The organism is Sphingosinicella sp. CPCC 101087 (assembly GCF_004151485.1).
Taxonomy (GTDB): Bacteria; Pseudomonadota; Alphaproteobacteria; order Sphingomonadales; family Sphingomonadaceae; genus Allosphingosinicella.
Window position 1 is genome coordinate 212,493 of record NZ_SBFF01000006.1, and the last position, 25,594, is coordinate 238,086.

Here is a 25,594-nt window from a genome sequence, read left to right on the forward strand (position 1 = left end):
CGCGCTCAATAGTCGCCGGCCTGGAAGTTCGGCCACAGCGCCTCGCGTGTGAAGCCGCTGTTCCATGCGGCCAGGCCGATCAGGATGCCCGGCAGGTGGAGCAGGAAACGCGTTTTTGGGGCCGTTCGTGCGCCGAGCACCCGCCGCGCCATCTGCACCGTTCGAGCCGCCCAGAGCCCCGCGGACCATAAAGGCCAACGAACTGCCCAGGCGCCGGCCAACTCGGGCTGCTCGCGCCGCAGCCGCGCGCTGTGGCGGCCGATATGGAAAAGGTGCCGAACCATCCGCCGCGCTCCGGGCAGATTGTAGTGGCGGACCACCAGCGCCGGATCGAAGATGATCCTACTTCCTGCGGCGGTCAGCCGCGAGTGGGCGAGAGAATCCTGCCCCATCCTCCAATCCTCCGGAAAACCGCCGACGGCGGCGAACCGCTTGCGGCGGATCGCCATGTTGCCGGACGGGCCGCCGGTGATCGGACGCCGCGGCATATAGGGATGGACACTGCCGAATTCGATGAACCACAAGGACATTCCCCAATATCCACCGCTGGTCTCGTAATCGATCGCTCCCAGAACGCAGTCCGCATCCCCGGCGTCGATTGAGCGGCGCAGCGCGGCATACCAGCCTTCGCCGACCACCACGTCCTCGTCGATGAAGGCGACCCATTCAGTGTCCGCCACGGCCATGCCGCGGTTGCGAGCGGCACCGGCGAACAACCGTTGGCTGGAATGCAAGACCCTCACCGCCGGGTCGTCAGCGAAACGGCCGGTCGGATTGCCCGTGCCGCTGTGGGAGATAATTATCCGGCCGCCGGCAGGAAGCTCGCGCTTCAGCGAGGCGACGACCTCCTCCAGATGCGGCCCGGGACCGTAAGCCGGAATGATCACCGTGATCGCGTCAATCATCGAACAAGGACCGGATCAATCACGATGATCTCTCCATTGCTCCCTCCTCGCTCGTAGCTGGGCAACAAAAATCCCCCCCGTCACGGCCCCCTCCGGTTGTGGGTCTGGACCCTCGCCATCCCTCTCATTCTACACAGCGCGCCTTGCCTGTCATCCACGAGCGCACGATTATGCCGCGGATGACGAACCGGCGCCACAAACCACCAGCAGGGCGAGGGAAAGTTCTTTTCGACCTCGTCCACCCGGCGGACGCATTGTTCTTCTGCCATGCGATCAGGGCGCTGGCGGCCGAAGGCGTCGAAATCCGCATCGCCAGCCGCCACAAGGACGTGCTCGTCCCGCTGCTCGACGAGCTTGAGCTGCCGCACGTGCCGCTCACCAGCGCCGGCCGGGGCCGTGCGGGGCTCATGCGCGAATTGCTGCAGCGCGATTACCGGCTGTGGCGCCTCGTCCGTGCCTTTCGTCCTCAAGTGATGGTAGGCTTTGGCGGCGTCGCCATCTCGCAGGTTGGCAGGCTCACGGGCACGCCCAGCCTTGCATTCTACGACACCGAGCACGCACCGCTGCAACTCCGGCTCACGCTTCCGTTCGTGAGCGAATGGCACGTTCCGGACAGTTGGCAGGGACCGGAGGCGAAGGGCCGAACCTTTCGATTCCCCGGCAGCAAGCAGTTCGCCTACCTTCACCCGGAACACTTTCGTCCATCGCGCCCGATCGCCGAGTCGGCCGGCCTGGATCCCTCGTGCGATAATTTCCTCGTCCGAATCGTCGCATGGGCCGCCAATCATGACGCGGGCCGCGCCGGCTTCTCCACGGATCGGCTGACCGCCATCGTCTCTGCGCTGGCCGCCCGCGGCAAGGTGCATATCTCCTCGGAAGGCGAGCTACCGCCTCAGCTTGAGCCGTTGCGGTATCGCGGAAGCGCAACCGCCTTTCACCATCTTCTCGCTCATTGCCGCCTTTGCTGCAGCGAGAGCATCACCGTTGCAAGCGAAGCCGTAGCACTCGGCGTTCCGGTGGTTCTGCAGATCGACGAGGAATATGGCTACGTCGCCGAACAGGAGGCCGCTGGGCTCATCAACCGCCTCGACGCCGCCGGCGACGTCGACGGTGCGCTCCGTAAAGCTCTCCTGCAAGATCCCGATCATTTTCGCCGGCGGGCGCGCGCGTTCGCCGATCGAATGGGCGACGTCAACCGTTACGTCATTGATCAGCTAGAGCGCGTGATGAGGGCCGGGCCTGCGTCCCGCGAGACCGAGTAGCCCCAGTCAAAGGTGACCGAAAAGGGGTAAGGATTGGGCCGCCTGCGCCGGGGCCGCCAATCGACGCCCGATACGCAGCCGGACCCGCTGGGCGCCGGTCGGGCTTCCGATCCGATGCATTCCGCGTCCCAACCGGACGGCAGTTCCGGGCGAGATGAGGCGGCCATCGAGGACTACCGGCCGATGCCCTTCGAATGTGTACAGACCAGGTATCAGCAGCTCGAACCGGCGTTCCGCCGGTGTCGCGTCCAGGACCTTGCCTGCTACCCAGAGCGCTCCCCAGTGCGGGATGTAGTTGCGGCGCAGCTCAGCCCGATCTTCGTCGAGCAGCCGCTGCTCTGCCGATGGCGCTAGCCCCAATGCCTCTTTCAGCACCGGACTGTTCACGAGGACGAAGAGCGGTGCCTCGCGGACCAGCACGTCGCGAATGACCGGCCGTCCGGCGGCGAGATAATTCTCCATTCCCCAACTGCTCATGAAGAATCCCTTCTTGGGGAAGGACCCAATCATCGAGGCGCGGTCGATATAGGGGACCGGTTCAGGAAAGATTTCATGGACAGCTTCGACATGCGCCCGCTGGACCGCCAGTATAGGCGACAACGCGTTCAGGCCGTGGTGAAGCGACATGGTGCCGAAGATGATGCCGAGGGCCATGCCGCTGCGTAGCCGTCCCATCCGCATTGCGGCATAGCCCGCCAGGATCGACGCGGGCGCCAGCATCATCGCGTAATAATAAGGAAAGGCGTTCCTGTAGAAGAGGAGGCTGAGCAGAGGGAGGGCCAGGCCGATCAGGATCAGAAGGCTTTCCCGAGGCTGCCGCCCCGCGCGCCAATCGCCCAGGGCATAGCCGAGCCCCACCAGGATGATCGTCCAGACGAATGGATCGCTCACGAGCGAGCGGACGAGCACGTCGAGCCTCGGCACAAGCCCGGCCTCAAGGATGGTTTTGCGGAAGCCGTGAGCGACCATCTCCGGCCCCGCTCCGGTCTCGGTCGCCAGAGATGATGCGTGAAGCCATGCGACCAGGCCGAAGGTAAGGAGCCCCGCGACGGCGATCGTCGCGAGGCGGCGAATGCTGCCCCGCCAGTCTTCGGTGCATTCCGGACGGCAAACGGCCGCGATCGCGATCGTCGGCGCGAAGAAGATCGCCTTCATGGTGACAAGACCAGCGAGGGCGGTCATAGCACCCACGCCCGCCGCGGCGAGCCGGCTCCGCTTCCTCTCCAGAGCCAGCGCGAGCGAGGCCATTAGCAGGAAAATCGCCAGGGGATCGAAGCGGAAGCTGGCCCCGTGGCGGATCACGTAGCTCCCCGCCACGTAGCAGAGGACCGCGACCAGAGCCGGCGTCGGCTCCATGAAGCGGCGCGCGCATCGATGGATCAGGAAGACCGTCCCCAGCTCGAGGAGGAACACTGCCACACGCGCAACGATGACCTGATCCACCTCCGATAGGGGCAGGCTTGGAAGCCAGAAGAACAGTTGGACGTGCAGCGTCTGAAGCCAGGCGGTGAGCTCGCCCCGTCGATAGGCATGCACGTCGGCCAGGAAGCGGAACTCGTCCCAGTTCACCGGTTGCAGAACAACGAGGCCCGCTTGGATCGTCAGCGACACCAAGATGGCGGCCGCAAGCCAGATGTTCGCAGACTTCGCGAGCGAGGGCTTTCCCTCCAGCCTGAGGTCGCTCGAGGAAGTATGGCCCGCCGTCATGCCCCCTTATCGGCAAAACGAGGTAAACAGGTCGTCAACGCTGACCTGTTCCGGCGCGCTTTCCCGCAAGCCGCTGAACTCCCCTTCCCCGCCTACCCTGCGGTCTCCTGCCGCGCCTTCGCCTTCTCCAGCTCGGTCGCCGGGACCCACCAGCCATGGACTTGCGCACGCAGCTGTACCGGCACCTTGACCTTGGCGACGGGATCGGCGGCGATGTTGCCGGCGTCGACGATCCAGACCTCCGAGCGAAATTCGTCCTCGCCGACCGGCCGGTCGACGACCATCATCAGCCAGCCTTCGCGCCCTTCCCTTGCCGCCGGTATATGGACCGGCTCGCTGATCGACATTCCGGGCGGCAGATCCATGACGTCTACGTTTCCGGTCTCATGGTCGATCCGGAACAGGCGGTTGAACATCGCCTCGACGGGCCCGCCGACGACCAGGGGGAAGCCCTCGGGATTGATGCTGCAGTAATAGCCGATCCGATAGGGCCGGCCCTGCGCCGCGTCGGGGATGCGCGGCATGTCGCCGGGCGGCCCCAGCGGCCGCTGCTCGATTTCATCGCTGTTCCGGCTCAGGTCCATCGTCCAGCGGAACAGGCCGCTCCGCCGCTCGTGCATGGGCGGCTTGGTGCCCGATGTCACCTGGATGAAAGGAAAGGCGTTGGTGCTGGAGACGCCGAAATCGAGATGGATCCGGCTTCCTTCATCGAACGCGTTCATGAAATGGTAGCTCGAGACGCCCTTCGGCCCCTTGAACCAGCGCATCTCCTCGACCTTCCCGTAACGGGGCATCACGCCGATCCAACTGTCGAGCTCGGGATCGTGCATCCAATGATCGCCGCCCGCCTTCAGCCGGTCGAGATCGGCCGTAGTGGGAAAGACCGGAAAGATGGCGTGAGTCTCGGTGATCGCGAAATCGTGCATCAGTGCGCAATATGGCGTCTCGAACCATTGCTCGGAGACGAGCTCGCCATTCCTGTCCGCGATGCAATAGGCGACGTCCCGGCTGCATGGCCCGCCGGCCTCGTAGCCGAAGAAGAACATTTCTCCGGTGTCCGGATCGATCCGGACATGGGCGGTCATCGTCTCCGATCGAAGCCCGCCATGGAAATCCCATTGGCCGATCGTCTCCAGCGTGTCGGGATCGACCTCGTAGGCGCGGCCATCCTCCTTGGTCATGAACAGACGGCCGGCGTGCCAGACCGGCGTGGTGTTCGCGAGCGTACGGTCCACGCCCTTCGCGTCAGGAAGATCGGTGTAGTGATTGCGATATCTGCCGAACAAGGCGCGGCGGGCCTTTCGCTCCGCCTCATAGCGTGCGGTGCGGACATATTTGATGGCATGGTCGACGCGGCCTTCCTTGAACAGGAAGCGGCTGACCATCCCGTCGCCGGAGAGATAATGGTCGTCCTCGAACAAAGGCGGGTGCGCCGGATCGGGGACGGCGCGAAAGAAGGCGCCTTCGATCTCGGCCGGAATCTCGCCCTCGACTTCCAGATCGCGCGCCTCCCACTCAACTCGAACCGGTGTGTTCAAACCGGTGAATTGGGGGGTTTTCGGAAAGCCTGTCGCCATCGTCACTGCTCCACTCCTGTAACGCATCGACGAGAAGGCAACACGCCTCTCCGTCGAGCCTTTCCAGGGCCATTCGTATCTGTTGCTTACAATCTTAACAACGCCATTGCGACGGACGATGCGGACTTGCGCGACCAAATACGGCCGCGGGACCAAAGCCTTATGTCAGTCCGTCGCGTCGAGCGCCGCGATCAGGCGCGCCATGTTGGCGATGTAGGTCGCGGTCGAGATTCCGGTGACGGGCCGGTCGGTAGTGTAAGGCGAGGTGTCGGACGAGTCGCCGACATGGGTGGTGCGATAATCGCCCGGCGACACCTCGGCGGGAGGCGGCCCGGAATAAGGGTTGCTGGTGGCGCGCAGCGGCGTCGGCCACCAGCCCTGGGCGTTCAGCGAAGCGATGATCTCGGCCGGCGATCCGCCTCCGGAGGCGTTGAGGTCCGAACCGGCCGCGACTTCGCTCACCATATATCGCGGCAGCGGCTCGGGCCGCGGCGCGAACATGGGAGAGCTTGCCCGCAGCGTCTCCGCAGAAATCCGGCGAAGATCGTCATATTCGCGGCGCAGCGCAGTGAGATCGATCGCCCGGAACGCCGAATAATGGCCGATCGTCGCTTCGGAATCATGGTCCCAATAATATTCTCCATTGGCCGCGTTCGAGCCGCGGCGGTGAACGTAGATCGGCCGGTTGGTGCCGAGCTCGATGAAGGTCGGGAAGGCGCGACCTTCGCGGACCTGATCGGGCGACAGACGAACCGATTCCAGCCAATCCAGCGCCTCCGGGATCCGCGCCAGAAACTTGCTCTCCCCGGTGAGCCGATAAAAGTGCATCAGCTGCTTCACGTTCGCGGCGGTCGTATGGGTGGAGAGCGCCAGCGGCTCGTAGGTCCGCGCCGCAGCCGGCTTGAGGTCGAGCCCATGCTGCAGCGCCCATCCCGCCTGCGGCGGCCCCTGCTGGGTGACCAGGAAAGCGTTCATTCCGCGCACGATCGCGTCGCGGATCCGCTCGCCGCCGAACACCTGCCAAGCGAGCAGAAGGAAGCGGATATTCTCCGACGCGACATCATCGTTGAAGGTGATCATTCGAGCATAATCGGGCTGGTCGGGGTCGGGGGGCCAGCGCTGCGGCCAGCCGCCGATCGGATATTGGCTGTCGAGAACGAATCCGATCGCCCGATCGAGCGGAGCACGGAAGCGAGGGTCGTTCTTCTCGAGATAGAGGCGCAGCAGGAAGATCCCGGCCTCGACCGTGCCGGCATCGTCGAAGGTGGCGTCGTCGGCGGGATGGAAGAATTCCTCCATCCGCCACGCATTGCGGCCGATCGTCTCGTACCAGCGCCGCGTCGATGCCGGCCCGCCGAAATCGATGAAATAGCCCCAGCCGCCGCTGGCATGCTGCCCACGCGCCAAGGCCTCGCCGACCCGCTCGGCGGCGCGATAATAATATTCGTCGCCGGTGGCGTGATAGGCATCGAGGAAGAGCTGGCCCATCGTCGCCGTACCCGGCGGCTGAATCCAGATCATCGTCGGATAGGCCTCCGCCTCGCCCCAGCGTCGGGACATGTCGGGCAGGTAGGACCAGAGATATCCGCCCTCGGTGGAGACTTCCTCGACCATATATTCGGTCGCGCGGCGCATCGTCCGCTCAATCTCCTCGCGGCTCTGCGCGGCCGCAGGAGCGGCGGCGAGGCAGAGGCTCAGGACAGCGGCAAGCAAGCGGAACATCAAGACCACAGCCCCCTATATCGTGCCCAGCCGAGCAGCAGCTCCGGCCAGAACTCGGCCGAAGTGCCTCGCGCCAGCCGGATGCCGAAGCCGTGGCCTCCATCGGGAAAGAGATGGGTCTCGACCGGGACGCTTTTGCTCATGAGCGCATCTCGCAGAAGCAGGCTGTTGGCGGCCGGCACCGCATCATCGTCCTCAGCGTGGAGAAGGAAGCATGGCGGGCTGTCCGCGCGCACATGAAGGTGCGGCGAGTGCGCCCGCTCGAGCGCCGGCGAAGCATCGGCGCCAATCAGCCGCTCGCGCGAACGGGCGTTGGCGAGCGGCGGCGACATCGACACGACCGGATAGATGGGTGCCGCCGCGTCGGGTCGCGCGGAAAGCCGATCCGCGGAGTCGACCGGGTCGTAGATGCGCGAGCCGAAGCGGGCGGCGAGGTCGGCGCAGACATGGCCGCCGGCCGAGAAACCGATTGCGCAGACCCGCGCCGGGTCGATGCGGAACTCGGCTGCGCGCCACCGAATCAGCCGCACGCCCCGCTGGGCGTCGCCAAGCGCAATATCTGCGCCGGCCGCCCAGCCCTCGCCGGGCAAGCGATAGAAGAGGACGAAGGCGGTGACGCCGTGCTGCGCGAGCAGCCGCGCCAGCTCATAGCCTTCCTTGTCGATCACCACCCGCTCGTAGCTGCCGCCGGGCGTGATCAGCGCCGCCGCGCCGTTCGGCCGGTCGGGCCGGAAGACCACCAGGCGCGGCCGGGCGATGCCGGTCACGATGCGGTCGTTATAGGCGGGATCGGTGCTGCGCTCGCGCACGGCCTCGACTGGAAGCGTCGTCGGGGCCCCGGGCGCCCCGCCCGGCCACAACTCGATCGTCTCCGTCGGATCCGGCGCGACGAGCGGCCGGGAATCGCGCACGGCCGGGGGCGGCATCTGCGCACCGGCGCGCGCGCCGAGTCCGAACGCAAGCGTCCCCAACAGGGCCTGGCGCCGATCGATCCTCACCCAAGCGCCCGGTAGGTGAAATTGCGGAAACGCGCCGTGCCGCGCCCGGCGGCGTAAAGTGCGGGGCGCAAGCTGAGGAAATCATAAGCGACGTTGTGATGGTAGCCAGACACTTCCATCTGCACGTCGAATTTCTGCCAGCTCCGCCGCCCGTCGGAACTGGTGTGGATGGTGAGAATGTTGCGGTCATTGGTCAGCCGCAGGCCGAGCGAACGCACCGGCCCGGCCGCCCCATTGTCCCGCTGGCCCGGGGGCGTGCCGCGCGCTCGTTGCAGGCCGTAACGGTGCATGACCAAACCCTCGTCGCCGAAACCGAGTCCGGCATAGAGCCGCCGGTTGTAGAAAAGCAAAAGCCCGGCTTCGGCGCCGGGTTCGACCTCGACGTCCGCCTCGAGCCGGTAGATATGGTCTCCGGCGATGCAGCAGAGCGGAGAGCTGTCGCCAGGCGTCGACCCCTTGGCCCTCAAATGCAGCGCGCCCTCGGCGAGCCGCACCCGCGCCGCCTCGTCGGGGGCCGGATCGTAGAACGCCCATTGGGTGCCGAACCGATCGACGGTGAAATCGTCGCTCAGCGGCGTGCCGTGGGGCTGTGCACCTAGATCCACCGGCTTGGCGATCGGCCGCGAAAGGTCGCCGCCCAACGGGCGTGCCCATCCGTCGTCGCTCCACTCGATCGGTTCCAGCAAGGCCTGCCGCCCGAGCGTCCAATAGCCGTTTTCGTAGCCGTGGTAGATCATCCACCAGCGCCCGCCGGGACCTTCGAATAGGGTTGCATGGCCCCGCGACCACCATTTCTCCCGCTCGGAGCGGGTACGCACCACCGGATTTTGGGGATCATTCTCCCACGGCCCATGGATCGACCGCGACCGCGCAATGATGACCATGTGGCCGGTCGGAGGGCCGGCGGTCCCGCCGACCGCGGTCACCATGTAGAACCATTCGCCGCGGCGCACGATCTTGGGGCCTTCCGGCGCGAATGTCTCGACCACCCAATCCTCGGGATAGCGCCACGGATCATAGACATGTTCGACCTCGCCGACGGTCGCGAGCCCGTCCGGGGTCAGCCGGACCCGATCGCCGCCGGACAGGAACAGATAACGGTGCCCGTCCTCGCCCACGGCATGTCCCGGGTCGATGTGGCGCGGCAGGTCCAGGTCGACCGGCTCCGACCACGGTCCTTCGATCCGGTCGGCGTGGATGACGTAGATGGAGCGGCGGTCGGGAAATCGGGCCGGAATGTAGACGTAGTAGCGGCCATCATGCCTGATCAACTCGGGCGCCCAGACCGATCCGATCGGCGTGCGCAGCGCCGCAGTCAGCGGACGCCAGTTCACCAGGTCGCGGCTGTGCCAGATGACGATGCCAGGATAGGCGTCGAAGCTCGAGAAGGTGACGTAATAATCCTCGCCGTCGCGAAGGATCGTCGGGTCCGGATGGTCGCCTGCGAAGACCGGGTTCAGGAAGGTCCCGTCGCCCAGGTCGGCCCGGCGCTGGCCTTCATATCCGCGCGCCCATCGCATTTCGGCATAAGGGTCGAGCGAGGACGAGGCCCGCGACCCCTGCCCTTTCCCCGCGGACAGCAACGGCATGGGCCCGATCCCCGCCCCCAGACTCGCGGCGACGATCGCCTTGATGCTCGTACGTCGGTCCATCCGCCTCGTCACAAAAAACGGCCGGGCATAGGCGCCCGGCCCTAGGGGGAGAGGGTTCTTCAGAGCGTGAACCGCGCCCCGAACAGGATCGTTCGCCCGAAATGATTATTCTCATAGGCACGGTTGGCATCGATATCCACGAAGCGGTCGCGATACTCGTCGGTGAGGTTGATGCCCTCCAGCGAAAGCTCGATATTGTCCGTGAGCTGGTAGCGGAGCGCGGCATCCACGTTGATCGTTGAATTATAGCCTTCGAAGATGTTTCCGGTGCCGCCGCTCGCGTCGATGAACCGACTGCGATAGCTGACCGAGACGCGGGCACTGAACCTGTCGTCGTCATAATAGAGCGTGCCGTTGAAGGCGCGCTTGGAAAGGCCGAATAGGGTTGAGGTCCGAGTCTCCGCCTGAAGGCCTCCCCCCGGAATGATCGCCGGGCCGCTGACCCGATAATCAGCGTCCGAGTCGACGAAGGTGGCGTTCACCAGCCCGCCGAAGTTCGACAGAAAGCCCGGTAGGAAGCGGAACGGCGCCTGCAGGGACAGTTCGAGGCCGTTGAGCGTCGCGCCCTCGCCATTGCCGATGGTCGAGATCTGCCAGATCGGAGCCGCCCGAAGCGCCGGGTCGAGCGCCGCCGGGGAGGACGGAACCAGAACCGACACCGGAAGTCCGGTCGAATTGAAGCTGTCGGTCCGGGTGACGCTGACCGGGAAGCTGGATATTTCCTTGCGGAACAGAGCGACCGAGAAGATCGATTCCGGCGCAAAATACCATTCGGCGGCAAGGTCGTAGGCGGTTGCCCTGAACGGCTCGAGCTGAGGATTGCCGAAGCTGACTCGCAGGTTGAATCCGTCGGCCGATCCCCCGGGAGTCAGATTGCCGAGCGTCGGCCGGGTCATCACCTCGGAAATCGCCGCACGGATAATGAGATTGCTGGTTGGATAGAGCGCCAGGTTGGCGGCTGGAAGCCAGTCGCTGTAGCTTCGATCGATCGTCACCGGCACACCGGCGTTGAGGCCGGTCGAGGTCTGCTCGGTATGGGCGTAGCGCATGCCCATGTTGAGCGCATATTCGAGCCCGCCAATATCGCCGCGCGCGTCGAACTGCAGATAACCCCCGGTCACCTCCTCCCGCACGCTGCGGGTGTTGCCCGCATCGATGCCGAGTGGCCGCTCGTAGAGGTTGGTGAAATCGGTCGTCGCATCGAGATTGGGAATGATCCAGCTGTTGCTGTTGCCGCTCGGCTGGCCGGCGTCGCCCATCTCGAACCTTTCGGCGAGGTCGGGCGTGACCGGGAAGCCGTAGACCGCACCCGGCCCGAACGTGCCGCTCGGCGAGCAGGTGATCGTGCCGAGCACGCGGTCCGGGCCGCCATTGCCGCACACCGCCGTATCGCGGGTGAAGGCTTCGATGTCGAAATCGAAGCGCCGCCAGACGGCGCCGGTCTTGATCTGAAAGCCTTCGACCACGTCCCATTCGGTCCGCAATTGCGCCGTGCGGAACTTGTTGACGACGCTCGACGGCCGGTCGCGGATCTCGGCGAGCTGGAAGTTGGCTGGATCCGTGGGATCGGTACCGAAGGCGAGCAACGGAAATCCGCGGTCCGTATAATCGTAGCGATAGCCCTGGGCGTCGCGATCATCGAAGATCATCGTCGTCTCCCGCGAGATGGTCGCGTCCGATTCGGACAGGCCGCCCAGCAGGGTGAAGCGGAACTTCTCACCCACATCCTGATCCCAGCTTCCGCCGATCTGCCAGAATTCGGTCTCCGAGGACCGGAGGTAATGCTCCATCCGCACCCACGCATCGTCGACAGTCGCGCTGACCATGTCGTTGGTCTCGGGATCGATCTCATAGTCGACGATGTCGATCGACCGCTCGTTGCTGCGGAACAGCACCTCGCCCCATTTCTCGCTGCGGTCTTCACGGAAGCGCGAATAGAGGCCGTCGATCGAGATGTTGGTCCGGTCGGTCGGCGCAAACTGGATGCTGGCCGTCATGCCCAGCCGCTCGCGATCGTGACCGACTTCGCCGTAGCGCGGAATGCGCGGGTGAAAGGCGAGCGCGGCCTCGTCGCATTGCGGACTCGAGACGTAGACGCCGCCGCTGTTGGGCGACGGCACGTCGGTCGGATTGCCTTCGGCGTCGGCGACGAAGAAGCAGGGCTGGCCGGCCACCGAGTCGAACCGAGCCTGGGCCCAACGCACCGTATTGTTGCCGAGCTCGAGCGTGTCGGTCTTCGAATAAGCCGCCGAGACGGAGGCACCGAACGTGCCGGCATCGTTGCGCCAGCCGATCAGGCCGGCGATTCGCGGCCCGACATTGTCGCTGAGATCGTTGTAGGAACCCTGCACGTTGAGCGCCGCGGTAAGGCCGGCCCGACCGCCCAGCGGATTGCCCGTGTTGAGGTCGACGACCGCACCGAGCGAGCCCTCGTCGAGCGAGGCCTCCGCGGTCTTGTGGACGACGATCGAGGTGAACAGCTCGGAAGCGAAGACGTTGAAGTCGAAGGCTCGGTCGCGGTTCGCCGAGGCGCCGTCGGTCGAGGTCGCCACCGTCTCGAGGCCGTTCAGCCGGACGCGCGTGAACTGGGCGCCGAGACCGCGCACCGTGATCGCCCGCCCCTCGCCGCCGTCGCGCTGGATCGAGATGCCAGGGATGCGCTGCAGCGATTCGGCGAGATTCTGGTCGGGGAACTGGGCAATGTCCTCGGCGACGATCGCATCGACCGAAGACACCGAGTCGCGCTTGACGTTGAGCGCCGCGTTGAGCGAGGCGCGAAATCCGGTGACGACGATCGCCTCCTCGCCGGCATCGGTCTCCACGGCGACGCCAGGCTGAGCCTCGGCAGTCTCCTCGGCGTCGGTCACCTGCGCCTGCAGGCCAGTGGTGGCGAAAGCCAGCGCGGAGGCCGCGCTGAGCATCCGGATCATGAGACGCCTGCCTGGCCTGGTTTCCTGGTTCGAAGCCATTTGCGATCCTTCCCGTCAGCGCGCTCGTGCGGCGCGACCTCTTTTTATGACACCGGTGTCTTGCCCGGATACGGAAAGAACCGACGGCGACGATCGCGCGGCGGATCGAGGATGGCAAAGGCGAGGAATGCCCCCTTTCGTCCCCTCTCCCTCGACGCTGCGTATGCCGCAGTCATTCCGTTCCGGCGTCCGTTGAAGTAACCGGTGTCATTGGACTTTGATCCGCAACTCGGCTCCTGTCAAGCATGCGCATGTCCGGCGGCGCCGAAAGACGCTCGCCGACTCTCAGGTACCCGGCTGCACATAAGGCACGCGCGCGAACAGCTCGCGCTCGGCACGGCGCGGATCGGCCTCGGCGCGCGGCTCTGCGTCAAAGATCATCGTTTTCCGCTCCGGCAGACGATAGGCCGGCCAATCCGGAAGTCCGTCATGGTTCGGGTCGCCCGAGCGGGCAAAGGCGATGAAGGCGTCCATCATCGTTGCGCTTACCGCCCGCGAAGCCGCACCGGTGCCGGCGATCGACCCCGGCGCGTCAAGCGTGCCGAAGACGAGCGGGATGTCGTGCGCGTGCGGCGCCCCTCGCCATGAATCGACCGGCGACGGATAGTCGAGCTGGTAGACGAAGGTAGGGGCCCCGGCCCGAGCGCGAGCATCCGCCTCCTCGACCTGGCCGCGCCAGCTCCTTCCTGCGGTCGTGGCGGCGAAGAAGATCTGCTCGGGCGTGAGGCTGGGGAACAACCGCCGATACTCGCGAACCACATATTCGGGCAGGATGTCGACCCGAAGCTCCGGAGCGATGCGTTCGGCGATATTGTCCCAGGAAAGGCCGGCCACCTTGGGATGATCGGGCGAGAAGAAGCCGCGGGTCTCGTCACGGGTGTTGCCGAGGATCATCGGAATATCGTGCGCCTGCGCTGGCGCGTCGGGCCAGAAGGGATGCCGCTGGAGCCAGTTCATGTCGAGTACCGGCCCGAAATAGACGTTGCCGCCCAGGATCGGGTCTTCCGCGGCGAGCGCCTCGATCAGCGCATCGGGAGGAAGCGCGAGCAAGGCCTCGATCGAAGCGGCGCCCAGCGCCGACATGAAGGCGCGGGCACGCTCGGTGGCATTGAGCGGACCGGAGGCGGTCACCTGCTGGCCGCTCATTGTCGCGACGCGGTGGAACAGGCCGCCGGCCGCCGGCATGCCCATCAAGGTGGTGATTTTGGCGCCGCCGCCCGACTGGCCGAACAGCATCACCTGATCGGGATCGCCGCCGAAGACCGCGATATTGTCCCGGATCCAGCGCAGAGCGAGGATCAGGTCGAGCTGCCCGACATTGCCACTGTCGGCGAAGCCCGGATCGATCCGGGCGAGGTAGAGATATCCGAAGGCGTTCAGTCGGTGGTTGACCGTCACCACCACGACATCGCCCCGCGCCGCAAGGTGCCGACCATCGTTCAGGGGATCGGCGACGCTGCCGGACGAATAGGCGCCGCCATGGAAATAGACCATGACCGGCCTCCGCCGGGCGCTGGAGGCCTCTGGCGTCCAGACGTTGAGGAACAGACAGTCCTCGCTCTGCGGCCTGTAGCGCTCGCCGCGCTGCGGCGCCGACGGGCCGAACCGCTCCGCGGAGACCGGCTCGCGTGAGGGCGAAGGCGGCGAAGGGGCGCGAAAACGTCTGGCGATCCCGTAGCGGATGCCCCGGAATGTGGCGAGCCCGCCCTCGCTCGTCCCGCGGATCCGGCCCAGGCTGGTCGTGACTTCCGGCGGAGCGGGCGCACGCGCGGCGCGGGGCGCCGCGGCGGCGCTCGCCGCCCCCGCAGCCGCGGCGAGGAATCGGCGGCGGGTCAGCATCTCAGCGGCGCACGTCCCGCTCGCCGGTCTGGAACGCCTCGATCGCCCCGGGCCCGAACAGGCTCACATCGCCGGGTAGGCTATGCTTGAGGCAAGCGAGCGCCAGACCCGAGCGTGCTGCCCAATCGAGGTCGCGGCCGAGCCGAAGCCCGTGGAGAACGCCGGCGGCGAAGGCATCGCCGGCGCCGATTCGGTCGACGATTCCGGTGACCTCCACCTCCTTGGTCTGAGCGACGCCGTCGCGCCCGTCGATCCGTGCGGAAATGCGGTGCGTCTCGGCGTCAACGACATGGCGTGCGGTCGAGGCGATCAGCTTCAGGCGTGGAAAGGCATCGAAGGCCGCCTCGGCGGCGGCACGGCGGCGCGCCTCGCCGTCGCCGCCGAACTTGGCGCCGAGCAGCAAGGAGATGTCGCGGTGATTCCCGAACATGATCTCGGCCTTCTCGACGAGAGGCGTGAGCACGATGCGTGGGTCGCCGCCCCGGCGCTGCCAGAGCTGGGGCCGGAAATTGCCGTCGAAGACGACCCGAATCCCGCGTGCGGCGGCGGCTTCGGCCGATGCGAGCGCCGCCGCCGCAGGCCCGTCGCCCAGCGCCGGCGTGATCCCCGACAGATGAAGGAGGTCGGCCCCGGCGAGCAGGACGTCCCAGTCATAATCGACCGGCCCGGAGGCGGCGAAGCTGCTGCCTTCGCGGTCGTAGACGATCTCCGAGGGCCGCAGCCCGGCCCCTAAAGAGACGAAATAGAGGCCCATGCGTCCGGGCGCGCTCGCCACGCCGGAAACGTCGACACCGTGCCGGCGCAGATGGCCGATCGCAGCCTCTCCGAGCAGATTGTCGGGCAGGCGGCTGACCATGGCTGCGCGATGACCGAGCCGGGCAAGCCCGACCGCGACATTCGCCTCCGCGCCGCCGACATGGACGTCGAGACGGCCGCTCTGCAGCAGCAGCTCGCGCCCCGGGGCCGTGAGTCGGAGCATCAACTCGCCGAAGCAGACGGCGCGGCCGCTGTCCTGGACTGGATCGGTGTTCAGCGCTTCCTCCATCGATGGCGTGCTTGCTCGGATTAGATGATCAGGTTGCCATCTCCCCCGGACATGGCGGCGAGCACCGGGGACAGACGCACCTGATCATTTCACCGATCTCGATACCCCTCAGCATGAGCGGAAGGAGAAGAACACCCCTCATCCTGCGTAGCAACCCGAGTTGCCTGGCCCTGCCAGAAGGGTGCGGGTCCCGTGTCGAAAGACGTCACCTTGCCAGCCACCCGCCGTCCACGGCGAGGATATGGCCATGAACATAGTCGGAAGCGGCGGAGGCGAGGAACACGGCCGCCCCCGCCAGGTCGTCCGGCCGACCCCAGCGCCCGGCCGGTATTCGCTCGACGATTTGCCGGTTGCGAACCTCGTCGGCCTGGAGCGCAGCGGTGTTTCGGGTGGCGATGTAGCCGGGCGCGATCGCATTGACGTTCACGCCTCGAGCCCCCCATTCGTTGGCAAGCAGCTTCGTCAGCCCGGCGACTCCGCTCTTGGATGCGGTGTAGCTCGGCACCCTGATGCCGCCCTGGAAGCTCAGCATCGAGGCGATGTTGATGATCTTGCCCTGTCCCTGCGCGATCATTTGCCGGCCGGCCGCCTGGCAGAGGAAGAAAAGCGATTTCAGGTTTGTGTCGATCACGGAATCCCAATCTTCCTCGCTGAAATCGACCGCGTCGGCGCGCCGGATGGTGCCGGCATTGTTCACGAGGATGTCGACCCGGCCGAATTCCGCCACGGTCCGCTCGACGATCTCGCCGACGGGCGCGATCGTGGAAAGGTCGGCGGAGATCGTCAGGGCGCGACGCCCGGCCTCGCGCACCAGCTCCACGGTCTCATCGGCCGGCGAGCGCCCGACCAGGGCCAGGTCGGCACCCGCCTGGGCCAAGGCGCGGGCAATGCCCTGGCCGATCCCGGCATTGGCGCCGGTGACCAACGCTATGCGACCGGTGAGATCGAACATCGTGGCCGGCCCGCTCATTGCAGTTGGCAGATGTCGAGGACGTTCATGTCCGTATAGTCCTGGTTCTCGCCCGCCATCGCCCAGATGAAGGCATAGGATTTGGTCCCTGCACCCATATGGACCGACCAGACCGGACTGATCACCGCTTCCTCATTGGCCATGACGATGTGCCGCATCGCCTCGCCTTCACCCATGAAATGGAACACCCGGTCGTTGTCGCCGTCCAGATCGAAATAGAAATAGATTTCCGACCGGCGCTCATGGATGTGCGGCGGCATCGTGTTCCAGACGCTGCCGGGCTTCAGCACCGTCAGCCCCATGACGAGCTGCGCGCTGTCGCACACGCCGGGGATGACGAGCTGAAAGATGGTCCGCTCGTTCGACTCCTCGAGGCTACCGCGCTCGAGCGCATTGGCTTCGCCGATGGAAATCTTGCGCGTCGTGAAAGCCTTATGGGCTGGGCAGGAGGCCAGATAGAAACGTGCGCCCGGCCCTTCGAACACGACCTCGGCCGCGCCCATCGTGACATACAGGCAGTCCTTCGATTCGAGCCCGAAGCTCTCGCCGTCGACATGCACCGTTCCCGGCGTCGAGCCGACATTGACGATCGCGAGCTCGCGCCGCTCCAGGAGTGGCCGGCCAGCCGCGGAAGCCGGCTCGGTCTGGTCGGGGAGCCGCACCGGCGCAGCGCCGACGACGACGCCGCCGATGACGAAGCGGTCGGCATGGGTGTAGTTCAGCACCACCTCGCCGTCGCGGAACAGATCCTGGATCAGATAGCGGTCGCGTAGCTCTTCGTTCGACACGCACTCCATCATGTCCGGATGGGTGGCGTAATATGTGCGTTCGAACATCGTCTCTCTCCTGCTCACGTCTCGATGGCAGCAATTTGGTAACCGGTGTCAGACCGGTCCGCAACCCTCCCCTCCTCGCGCCCTGTTCACCGCCCACCCGTGAAAGAGATTGACTGCCGAGGTACCAGCGGTGGCAGGAAGGACAAACTCCGGCCGTCGCCGCTGGGTTTCACGTCCGCGGCGGCGGCGCCACCGATCCTCGCCTGATCAGCATCGAGGCCAGCATCGACGGCTGATCGTCGGGCGCTTCGCCGTCAACCACGTCACCGACCAGCTTGCGAGCCGCCGATCTCGCCATCGACACGATCGGCCAACGCACGGTGGTGAGCGGGGGCCAGATATGGGCGGCAATCGGCGTGTCGTCGAATCCGATCACCGATAGGTCGTCGGGCACCGAAACGCCGCGCTCGCGGGCCGCATAGACGATTCCCGCAGCCATTTCGTCATTGCTGGCGAAGATGGCCGTTGGGCGCGGCGATAGGTCGAACAGGCGGTTGGCGGCGCTGACGCCGGTTTCGAATGTGTAATTGCCGGCCGCGATCAGGCTGCGCGGCAAGCCGATCCCCGCCGTGCTCAACGCATCCTCGAAACCGAGGCGGCGTTCGCGCGCCGACCGAAACCCATCGGGTCCCTCGATGAGGCCGATCAGCCGATGGCCCATCTGGATGAGGTAAGTGATCGCCTCGCGCACGGCCTCGCGATCGTTGGAAGCGACCATATGGGCGGCGTCGTCGAGCTGGACCGAGCCCATCCGCACGTAGCGGCAGCCGACCTCGTCGCACAACCGTGCCAGCGAATCGTCCTCCGAGATGGGCGGCAGCAGGACCACGCCGAACAAGCGCTGCCGCTCCAGAAAGGCCCGGACGTCGTCGAGCATCATCGAAGAATTGCGATCGACCGGGCGCACGACCATTTCGAAGTCCGTGCCCTGAAGGGCCTCGAGAATCCCTTGCTGGACGTTGAGCACCATCTGCGCGTTCGGATTGTCGTGAATCAGCCCGACCAGGAAATTGCGCCCGAGTGCCAGCGCCCGCGCCTGGGGATTGGGCACGTAGCCCAGCCGCCGGATCACCGCCTCGACCCGCTCGCGCGTCTCCTCGTTGAGCAGGGGCGAACGATTGATCACCCGGCTCACGGTCTTCTTTGAGACGCCGGCAAGGCGCGCGACATCGTTTATCGTCGGCTTGGCGGAGCGCTTGCTGCCGCCCCGGTCGCTGCTGCTGTCCTTCTCGGCCAACCTCCACCCTCCCGTGATCGCGGATAGAATGTTTTGCCCGCTTCCGCCATGCCGAAGGCGTGGAGTATCGCGCTCCGCTGCCTTGCGCTGATACCGGTTACCAAGAACTTGACCAGCCTGTGCAAGTCCGTTCCCGCCCGTGCCCCATAGGGCCCGGCTGCTAGAGGCTGATTGCGGCCGTCAATCGCGGAGCATTGCTCATGACACCGGTTTCCATTATGACGCGTGCGAAAAGGGCACGTGAGGGGATCAGGGTGAAATCGCTTACCGACGAAGCGGCGGATATCGCCGATCGCTTCCTGTCCGCCCGGCGCAGCGCCGTAGGCCTTGCCGACTATCCCGGCGCGCTCCCGTCGAGCCTGGACGAGGCCTATGCCGTCCAGGATGCCGCGATCGCCGCATGGTACCGGCCGGTGATCGGCTGGAAGGTGGGCCGTATCAATCCTCCCGATTCGGATCGGTTCGGAGTCGATCGCCTCGCGGGGCCGATTTTCCGGAGCGAACGGGCAGCTGCTGACGGCACCAGCCCGGAAATGCCGGTCTTTGGCCGCGGCTTCGCTGCGGGCGAGGCCGAGTTCCTGTTGCGCATCGGCACGGCACCGTCGCCCGATCAGCGCGACTTCTCCCTAGAAGAAGCCGCGGCCCTGATTGATGCCGTGCATGTCGGAATCGAGGTCGCAAGTTCGCCGCTAGCGGCGATCAATGACCTCGGACCCACCGCCGTGATTTCAGATTTCGGCAATAATAACGGCATCCTGGTCGGGCACGCGATACCGAACTGGCGCAGCAGCGACTTCGAGAACTGGATCGTGACCACCCTGATCGACGGGCGCGAGGTCGGCACCGGCCGTGCCGCCGATTTTCCCGACGGCGCGATCGGCGCCGCCCGCTTCCTGTTCGAGACTCTCGCTCGCCGCGGCATTGCACTTCGGCCGGGCCAGTGGATTTCGTCAGGCGCGGTCACCGGTGTGCACGAGGCCCGGCCCGGCCAGCGCGTCGAGGCGGCGTTCGGCGGGGGCTTTCAGGTCAGCTGCACTTTGGTGGCCGCCCGGGCCGAATAGCGATCGAGGCGCTTTCCCGCGCATCCAAGGAGAGGAGCGCGATCAGTGCTCCCATTCCTCCTCGAGCACGGCGGCCTGACGCCCGTCCCAGCGTACCTCGACTTTGCGCCCCTGCGGATCGCCGCCCGCCTCGGCATAAAGCTCATAGATGGTGAGACCGTCGGCCTGGACACTTTCGATCACGCGTGTGGGGGTGAATGTTTGATCTCCCCGCCGGGCCGCCACTCGAACAGGTTCGGGAGCGGACGCGAACGCGATGTCGCGTTGGGCCTCGACCACTCGCCAGGTACGGCCTTCCTCCATGATGTCGAACTCGATCTCCGAGCCATCCGGCATCGTCCCGCCAATGTCGTAATAGTTCCGCCCGTCGCGAGTCTCCCTCTCCGCTTCGGTGGCGGTAAACCCCGGATGGGCCGTGCTGGCAGCGTTCATCACCTGAGCCGGGACGGCCTCGAGCGGCACGGCGCTCTTGCCCGACGTGACCACCTGGTTGCCGGCGGAAGCTTGTGGGGCGGACTGCCCGGCTGCCGCTTCGTCTGCAGGCACGCTCGCCGGTCCGCAGGCGATCAGTCCGAGCACCGCCAATAACGTCACACCCAAGCCTCTGCGCATCCTGCTGCTCCCCTTTACCGACAATCCTCGCATTGTAATTGACACCGGTTTCCCATACAAGTCGTGAACCGCCCGCAGAGGCGATGAGGGAGGAGATGAGGATGGCTTCCAGCACCGGCGAAGGGGCAGGCATCGACGAAGGCGCGGCCCCCGGCAGGTTCAGCGTCGGGCGAGTGCGCTGGGGTATCTGCGCTCTTCTCTTCTTCGCGACGACCATCAATTATATCGACCGGCAGATGATCAGCGTCCTCAAACCGACGCTGCAGGCCGAATATGGCTGGAACGAATCCACCTACGCCAACATCGTTTTCGCCTTCCAGGCCGCTTATGCGATGGGCTATTTCGCCTTCGGTCACCTGATCGACCGCCTGGGCGCACGCTTCGGCTACTCGCTCGCAGCGGCGATCTGGGGCCTCGCCGCCATGGCTCATGCCGGCGCCCGCGGCGCCGTCGACTTCATGATTGTCCGCTTCGCGCTTGGCCTCGGCGAGTCGGGGAACTTTCCGGCCGGCGTCAAGGCGGTGTCGGAATGGTTCCCAGCCCGGGAAAGGGCGCTTGCGATCGGGATCTTCAACGCCGGCGCCAATATCGGGGCCATTCTCACCCCTCTGATCGCACCCATTCTGGTGATGGCGTTCGGCTGGCGCGTCGCCTTCCTGTTCACCGGCGGGATCGTCTTCATCTGGCTCCGCTTCTGGTGGACCCTTTACCGTCGCCCCCGCGAGAAGAAGAGCCTGTCCGCCAGCGAGCTCGCCTGGATCGAAAGCGATCCGCCCGATTCCCCGGGCAAGGTGCCGTGGCTGTCGCTGCTGCGCCACCGCCAGACCTGGGCCTATGCGGTCGGCAAGTTCATGATCGACCCGATTTGGTGGTTCTTCCTGTTCTGGCTCCCCGATTTCTTCGCCCGCGAGCACGGGCTCAACCTGATGACATTCGGCCCTCCCCTGGTGGCCATCTACATCATCTCCGATCTCGGCAGCGTCGGCGGCGGATGGCTGTCCTCGGCCCTGATGAAGCGAGGCTGGAGCGCCAATGGGGCGCGCAAACTCGCAATGCTCGTTTGCGCCTTGTGCGTGCCGCCGGTCATGCTCGCCCCTGGGATTGCCAGCCTGTGGGGCGCCGTGCTGCTGATCGGCCTTGCTACGGCCGCCCACCAGGGCTTCTCGGCCAATCTCTACACCCTCCCGTCGGACCTGTTCCCGCGCAAGGCCGTAGGCGCCATCATCGGCATCGGCGGCACGATCGGAGCGATCGGCGGGATGTTCATGGCGAAGTTCACAGGCTGGGTGCTCGATGCCACCGGGAGCTACATGCCGATGTTCGTCGTGGCCGGATCGACCTATCTGCTGGCCCTGCTGATCATCCATCTGCTCGTGCCGCGGATGGAGCCGGCGAAGGTGGAGTAAAATGCGGGGCGGCACCCACGGGCATCCGCGCCCTTGCGGGAATGAGTTCTTAACTCGACGGGGAATAGACCGCAGGAAGGACGGACCGTCGGCAAGCGACGGTGCCGGGACAAGCGAGTCGAACCGCCGTGGCGAAATCGATCAACGACCTTTCGAAACTGGTTTCGGCCGGCCGTGCCCGCAAGGGTGTGCCGGCCACCCGCTCCGAGGTCCTCGCCGCCCTATTGCGCAAGCGCGCGGCGGCCTGGCGCAGCGGGCTTTCCGATCTCGAGGCGCGGCTCAGGAATCAGATTCTCTGGTCGCTGCCGGTCGAGCGGCCGGAAGACTCGAGGACGGCGAACGAAGCCGATGATGTGAAGGGCTCGGGTGCGACCCCCGGGGACTAGTCTCCAGCTTCCCCACCTTACGCCTTCGATGCGGCTTCAGTCTCGATCGGCACGCGGCCCGAGCCTTGCCGCAAGCGGCAGGACGACTCGAAAGACGGCGCCCCCGTCGCGGCGTATTCCGGCAGTGATCCGGCCGCCATGCGCCTCGACGACCGTCCGGCAGATCGCCAGCCCGACCCCCATCCCATCGGCCTTGGTGGACGTGAAAGTCTCGAACAGGGTTGGAAGCCGCTCGCGCGGAATGCCCGGGCCGTCATCCTCCACTCTTATCTCCGCAAAGCCGTCGATCGCAGCCGTGGCGACCACGATCCGCCCCGGTCCGCCGGCGAAGGCCTCGGCGGAATTCCTGATCAAATTGTGCACGACATGGTGGAACTGGACCGGGTCGACCGACAATATCAGCCGATCGACGAGCCTGAGTTCGAGCGCAACCCCTTCCCTCGCCGCCAACGCCACCGCGGCGGCGTCCTCGATCAGGCGTTTCGAATCGACCGGCTGGCGAACGGCCGGACTGCCTTCGGCGAGCCGGCGCAGGCTCCGAATCACGCCCCCGGCGCGAAGTGCGCTCTCCTCGATCGCGTCGAGGCCACGCGCCAGCACTTCCTTGCGGGCCGGCTCGGCATCCAGAGCATGGCGGGACCCCGCGACATAATTGCTGATCGCCGCCAGAGGCTGATTGAGCTCGTGGGCCAACGTCGCCGCCATCGTGCCCATCGCACTCTTGCGTGCCATCTGGATGAGCTCGGCCTGAAGCGCCTTGACCCGTTCCTGCGCCGCCCGCGCTTCGGTGACGTCCTGCTTGATGCCGAAGATCCTGACTGGACGGCCGCCCTCCTGCTCGACGTCGGCGGTAAGGCGCAGCCAGCGGTCGTTCCCGCGCGCCGTACGAATGCGGATGTCGAGGCTGAAGCTCCCGCCGCCGGCGATCGCCTCGGCGCGCAGGCGCTCCATCTCTTCCCGCGACTCGTCATGGTACATCTGGAGTATGTCGGATCGGCGCACAGGCGAGCCGCGCGGCAGCTCGAACAGGTCGTAGACGCCGTCGGTCCAGGTCAGCTTCCCGGTCACGAGATCGCATTCCCACACGCCCAATCGGGCCAGCATGGAGGATCGTTCGTACATCTTGCGATAGTGGGCGATCGTCGCCGCCTGTTCGCGAACGATGAGCGAGTCGGCGGCGGCCGGAACCTCGTCCGTGCCGGGCCGCAGAGCTTGCTCGTCCTCGTCCAACCGCGCCGACACGGCTCCCCCTTTGGGCGGCTGCAGCATCATGTATTCGGCGCCGCGCGCTGCCGCCGTCGCGCCCCATGAGCTGAAGCGAAAGACCCCGGCGCGGCGGACCGCCCCGGGGCCAGTGGAAGACCTGCGCCGCTTACACTGCGGCGAACGCGTTCTTTTCCTCATCGACTCCGCACCGATCGTCGCGGCAGGATCACCGGACGGAGCTCGAGCCAGGAAGGACGGCGCACGCTCCGATGCGCATTGCCCCGACCTTCCGCAGCTGGCACATGTCGTCTACTCGTCGGCCGCGGAACCGGCATCACCCAAATAGGGTAGAACAAGGCCGATTGCCGGTGCCGCCAAGCGCTTCGGAAATCGCTTCCGCCTCGCTCCGGCGGCGGGCGATGCCCGGCTACCGCGCAGGTTGAAACACGACTGTCGCGCAATCGACACAATTGAAACAACTGAGACCGGATTGGGACCAAGATCCGGATGCATGGGCCGCAAGGGAAGCTTATGGATCGCCACCGTCGGGAGATCTCGACAGGAGGCTGACATGAAGCTCTGGAAGATGCTGAAGAACCCGATCGCCTTGGTGGTCCAGGGATTTGCCGTGGGCGGCTTCCTGTTCATCGTCGCGAATCCGGTCGCGCCGCTTGATCGTCAGCCCACGCCCCAGCAAGCTGGTGAGTCGATCCTTTCGACGCTTGAGGCCTGAGCGCGGTTGATCCGCGGCGACGGACCCGCGACTTGCGTCCGCCCTGTCGGGGCGGCACTTCGACCTGCGCGAGCAAGGATCGGACGGACCATGGCGTGGGCCAATAGGTCATCGAAGAATATTCGGGCACGCGTCGAGCAGCGGGCATGAAAGCCGCCCTTCGTTGCAAATCGACGCCAACTCCCCTATATCGGTTCGGCTGACGTCGCTTGCGTCGGAATTTGGCGCCTCCCCTGGCGGGATGCTCATCCTTTTCCTTCCATGCTTCTTCGCTCCCGCGCACCATTTGCGCGCGGATTCGTTTTTTCGTGGAGGAGGGCTCTTATGCCTGTCGGAACCGTCAAATTCTTCAACACTGATCGCGGCTACGGCTTCATCTCCAACGATGAGGCGGGTGCCGACGCTTTCGTCCATATCAGCGCTGTCCAGGCTTCCGGCCTGGCTTCGCTCGACCAGGACCAGCGCGTCCGCTACGAGCTCGAGACCGACGCGCGGGGCAAGAGTTCGGCCGTCAATCTCGAGGTCCTTTAAGTCTTGGCGAAGGAGGACCTGCTCACCATCGAGGGCCAGATCGACGAGATCTATCCCGATGGCCGCTTCGGCGTCATGCTCGACAACCAGCATAGGATCATCGCTTACACTGCCGGGAAGATGCGGCGTTTTCGCATCCGCTCGGTCGTCGGCGATCGGGTCCATGTCGAGATGACGCCATACGACCTCAGCAAAGGTCGCATCGTCTTTCGCGAGCGCACCCCCGGGCAAGGCCCAGGACCGCGGCGCGGCTTTCGACGTTGAGAACCCAGCTGCAAACCATCGAACCATCATGGCGGCACGAGCCGCCCGAGGACTGAATGACTACCGAAAACCTGGCCGGCAAGCGGCCCAAACTGACCCTGCCCTTCGGCAGGAGCGTGAGTGAGCGGCACATGCCGCGCTCTTCGACCCTTACCGGCAGCGAATTGCGCCGGATCGTCACCGACCTGATCGGTTGAACCAAGCGGGCGGCGCCCATGGCGCCGCCCTTCTCAATGCCGGAGACCTGCCATGTCCAGAACGAACCTGAAGCCCTACCTTATCGCCAAGGACGAGGAAGGCCGGGTACGCCTGACCGTTCGCGAGACCCGCTACAATTCGCAAAACTATCCGCTCATCACCGAGACCCTCGTCGAAGAGGTATTCGCAAACCCCACCGCCGCGCGCGCCTTCGCCCGGACGCAATTCGGGGCCGAGGCGGGTCAGTTCGCTTCGAAATGAGTCCGGAACTCCGGCAATGAAGCCGTTCGAACGCCATAGACAGCCCTGGACCTCTCAGGAGATCCAGAAGCTTCACCTGCTCGCCCGCAAGGGCATGGGGATGAAGGCGATCGCCAAGGCGCTGACTCGCAGCGAGGAATCGGTCAGTGCGAGGGCGAAAATCGACGGCGTCAGGATCGCCAAGCTTCGCTAGAGCCTTCCCTCGCTTGGGCCGAGG

Annotated in this window: 24 protein-coding genes; 10 read left to right on the plus strand and 14 right to left on the minus strand. The window is 65.7% G+C overall.

What is annotated here, in order from left to right; all coding sequences use genetic code 11:
* Nucleotides 1-5 precede the first annotated feature (5 nt).
* Nucleotides 6-905, minus strand: coding sequence for a glycosyltransferase family 2 protein (locus EKM57_RS11335; RefSeq protein ID WP_129792613.1), 900 nt, complete (start codon nt 903-905; stop codon nt 6-8).
* A 179-nt stretch (nt 906-1,084) separates the two neighbouring features.
* Between EKM57_RS11335 and EKM57_RS11340 the strand changes: the two genes are divergently transcribed.
* Nucleotides 1,085-2,167: a DUF354 domain-containing protein gene (locus EKM57_RS11340; RefSeq protein WP_206185397.1), complete on the plus strand. Its 1,083-nt coding sequence runs from the start codon at nt 1,085-1,087 to the stop codon at nt 2,165-2,167.
* 6 nt (nt 2,168-2,173) lie between these two features.
* Here the strand turns inward: EKM57_RS11340 and EKM57_RS11345 are convergent, their stop codons facing one another.
* The 11 genes from EKM57_RS11345 to EKM57_RS11395 form a co-directional block, all read right to left on the minus strand.
* On the minus strand, nt 2,174-3,874 hold the full coding sequence (locus EKM57_RS11345) for a glycosyltransferase family 39 protein (RefSeq protein WP_129792615.1): 1,701 nt from the start codon (nt 3,872-3,874) through the stop codon (nt 2,174-2,176).
* 92 nt (nt 3,875-3,966) lie between these two features.
* On the minus strand, nt 3,967-5,451 hold the full coding sequence (locus tag EKM57_RS11350; protein ID WP_129792697.1) for a carotenoid oxygenase family protein: 1,485 nt from the start codon (nt 5,449-5,451) through the stop codon (nt 3,967-3,969).
* Between the two features lie 165 nt (nt 5,452-5,616).
* Nucleotides 5,617-7,173 (minus strand): pectate lyase, encoded by a 1,557-nt coding sequence (locus EKM57_RS11355; RefSeq protein WP_243451006.1) that lies wholly within the window; start codon nt 7,171-7,173, stop codon nt 5,617-5,619.
* A complete protein-coding gene (locus EKM57_RS11360) occupies nt 7,173-8,171 on the minus strand; it encodes an alpha/beta hydrolase (RefSeq protein WP_243450994.1) in 999 nt (332 codons plus the stop codon). Before EKM57_RS11360 ends, EKM57_RS11355 begins: the two co-directional genes overlap by 1 nt.
* On the minus strand, nt 8,168-9,823 hold the full coding sequence (locus tag EKM57_RS11365; RefSeq protein ID WP_129792616.1) for a family 43 glycosylhydrolase: 1,656 nt from the start codon (nt 9,821-9,823) through the stop codon (nt 8,168-8,170). Before EKM57_RS11365 ends, EKM57_RS11360 begins: the two co-directional genes overlap by 4 nt.
* Nucleotides 9,824-9,882: 59 nt before the next feature.
* Entirely contained in the window at nt 9,883-12,744 is a 2,862-nt protein-coding gene (locus tag EKM57_RS11370) for a TonB-dependent receptor (protein ID WP_371414138.1), read from the minus strand.
* Nucleotides 12,745-13,077: 333 nt separating this feature from the next.
* Nucleotides 13,078-14,631: a carboxylesterase/lipase family protein gene (locus EKM57_RS11375; protein ID WP_129792618.1), complete on the minus strand. Its 1,554-nt coding sequence runs from the start codon at nt 14,629-14,631 to the stop codon at nt 13,078-13,080.
* Between the two features lies 1 nt (nt 14,632).
* A complete protein-coding gene (locus EKM57_RS11380) occupies nt 14,633-15,676 on the minus strand; it encodes a sugar kinase (RefSeq protein WP_129792619.1) in 1,044 nt (347 codons plus the stop codon).
* Between the two features lie 205 nt (nt 15,677-15,881).
* Nucleotides 15,882-16,646: a 2-dehydro-3-deoxy-D-gluconate 5-dehydrogenase KduD gene (gene kduD, locus EKM57_RS11385; RefSeq protein ID WP_129792620.1), complete on the minus strand. Its 765-nt coding sequence runs from the start codon at nt 16,644-16,646 to the stop codon at nt 15,882-15,884.
* Nucleotides 16,643-17,482: a 5-dehydro-4-deoxy-D-glucuronate isomerase gene (gene kduI, locus EKM57_RS11390; protein ID WP_129792621.1), complete on the minus strand. Its 840-nt coding sequence runs from the start codon at nt 17,480-17,482 to the stop codon at nt 16,643-16,645. Before kduI ends, kduD begins: the two co-directional genes overlap by 4 nt.
* Nucleotides 17,483-17,651: 169 nt before the next feature.
* Complete coding sequence (locus tag EKM57_RS11395) at nt 17,652-18,719, minus strand: LacI family DNA-binding transcriptional regulator (RefSeq protein WP_129792622.1); 1,068 nt, start codon at nt 18,717-18,719, stop codon at nt 17,652-17,654.
* Nucleotides 18,720-18,937: 218 nt separating this feature from the next.
* On the opposite strand from EKM57_RS11395, the gene EKM57_RS11400 reads away from it, so the two are divergent.
* A complete protein-coding gene (locus tag EKM57_RS11400; RefSeq protein ID WP_129792623.1) occupies nt 18,938-19,780 on the plus strand; it encodes a 2-keto-4-pentenoate hydratase in 843 nt (280 codons plus the stop codon).
* A gap of 42 nt (nt 19,781-19,822) precedes the next feature.
* Here the strand turns inward: EKM57_RS11400 and EKM57_RS11405 are convergent, their stop codons facing one another.
* Nucleotides 19,823-20,392, minus strand: a complete 570-nt coding sequence (locus EKM57_RS11405) for a PepSY domain-containing protein (protein WP_129792624.1) — start codon at nt 20,390-20,392, stop codon at nt 19,823-19,825.
* A gap of 101 nt (nt 20,393-20,493) precedes the next feature.
* Between EKM57_RS11405 and EKM57_RS11410 the strand changes: the two genes are divergently transcribed.
* Entirely contained in the window at nt 20,494-21,798 is a 1,305-nt protein-coding gene (locus EKM57_RS11410; protein ID WP_129792625.1) for an MFS transporter, read from the plus strand.
* A 128-nt stretch (nt 21,799-21,926) separates the two neighbouring features.
* Nucleotides 21,927-22,184, plus strand: a complete 258-nt coding sequence (locus tag EKM57_RS11415) for a hypothetical protein (protein ID WP_129792626.1) — start codon at nt 21,927-21,929, stop codon at nt 22,182-22,184.
* A 36-nt stretch (nt 22,185-22,220) separates the two neighbouring features.
* Here EKM57_RS11415 and EKM57_RS11420 read toward each other — a convergent pair whose 3' ends face one another.
* A complete protein-coding gene (locus EKM57_RS11420; protein WP_165357368.1) occupies nt 22,221-23,426 on the minus strand; it encodes a sensor histidine kinase in 1,206 nt (401 codons plus the stop codon).
* A gap of 535 nt (nt 23,427-23,961) precedes the next feature.
* Between EKM57_RS11420 and EKM57_RS21880 the strand changes: the two genes are divergently transcribed.
* From EKM57_RS21880 to EKM57_RS21890, 6 genes are all read left to right on the plus strand, one after another.
* Nucleotides 23,962-24,123, plus strand: coding sequence for a hypothetical protein (locus tag EKM57_RS21880; RefSeq protein WP_165357371.1), 162 nt, complete (start codon nt 23,962-23,964; stop codon nt 24,121-24,123).
* Between the two features lie 324 nt (nt 24,124-24,447).
* On the plus strand, nt 24,448-24,654 hold the full coding sequence (locus EKM57_RS11425) for a cold-shock protein (protein ID WP_129792628.1): 207 nt from the start codon (nt 24,448-24,450) through the stop codon (nt 24,652-24,654).
* A 3-nt stretch (nt 24,655-24,657) separates the two neighbouring features.
* Nucleotides 24,658-24,918, plus strand: coding sequence for a translation initiation factor IF-1 (gene infA, locus EKM57_RS11430; RefSeq protein WP_129792629.1), 261 nt, complete (start codon nt 24,658-24,660; stop codon nt 24,916-24,918).
* Between the two features lie 56 nt (nt 24,919-24,974).
* The gene (locus tag EKM57_RS21885) at nt 24,975-25,115 is read left to right on the plus strand and encodes a hypothetical protein (RefSeq protein ID WP_165357373.1); all 141 of its coding nucleotides are present in this window, start codon (nt 24,975-24,977) and stop codon (nt 25,113-25,115) included.
* A gap of 52 nt (nt 25,116-25,167) precedes the next feature.
* Nucleotides 25,168-25,377 carry a hypothetical protein gene (locus EKM57_RS11435; RefSeq protein ID WP_129792630.1) on the plus strand — a complete coding sequence of 70 codons (210 nt, stop codon included), beginning with the start codon at nt 25,168-25,170 and terminating at the stop codon, nt 25,375-25,377.
* A 16-nt stretch (nt 25,378-25,393) separates the two neighbouring features.
* Complete coding sequence (locus EKM57_RS21890; protein ID WP_165357375.1) at nt 25,394-25,570, plus strand: hypothetical protein; 177 nt, start codon at nt 25,394-25,396, stop codon at nt 25,568-25,570.
* Nucleotides 25,571-25,594: the final 24 nt, after the last annotated feature.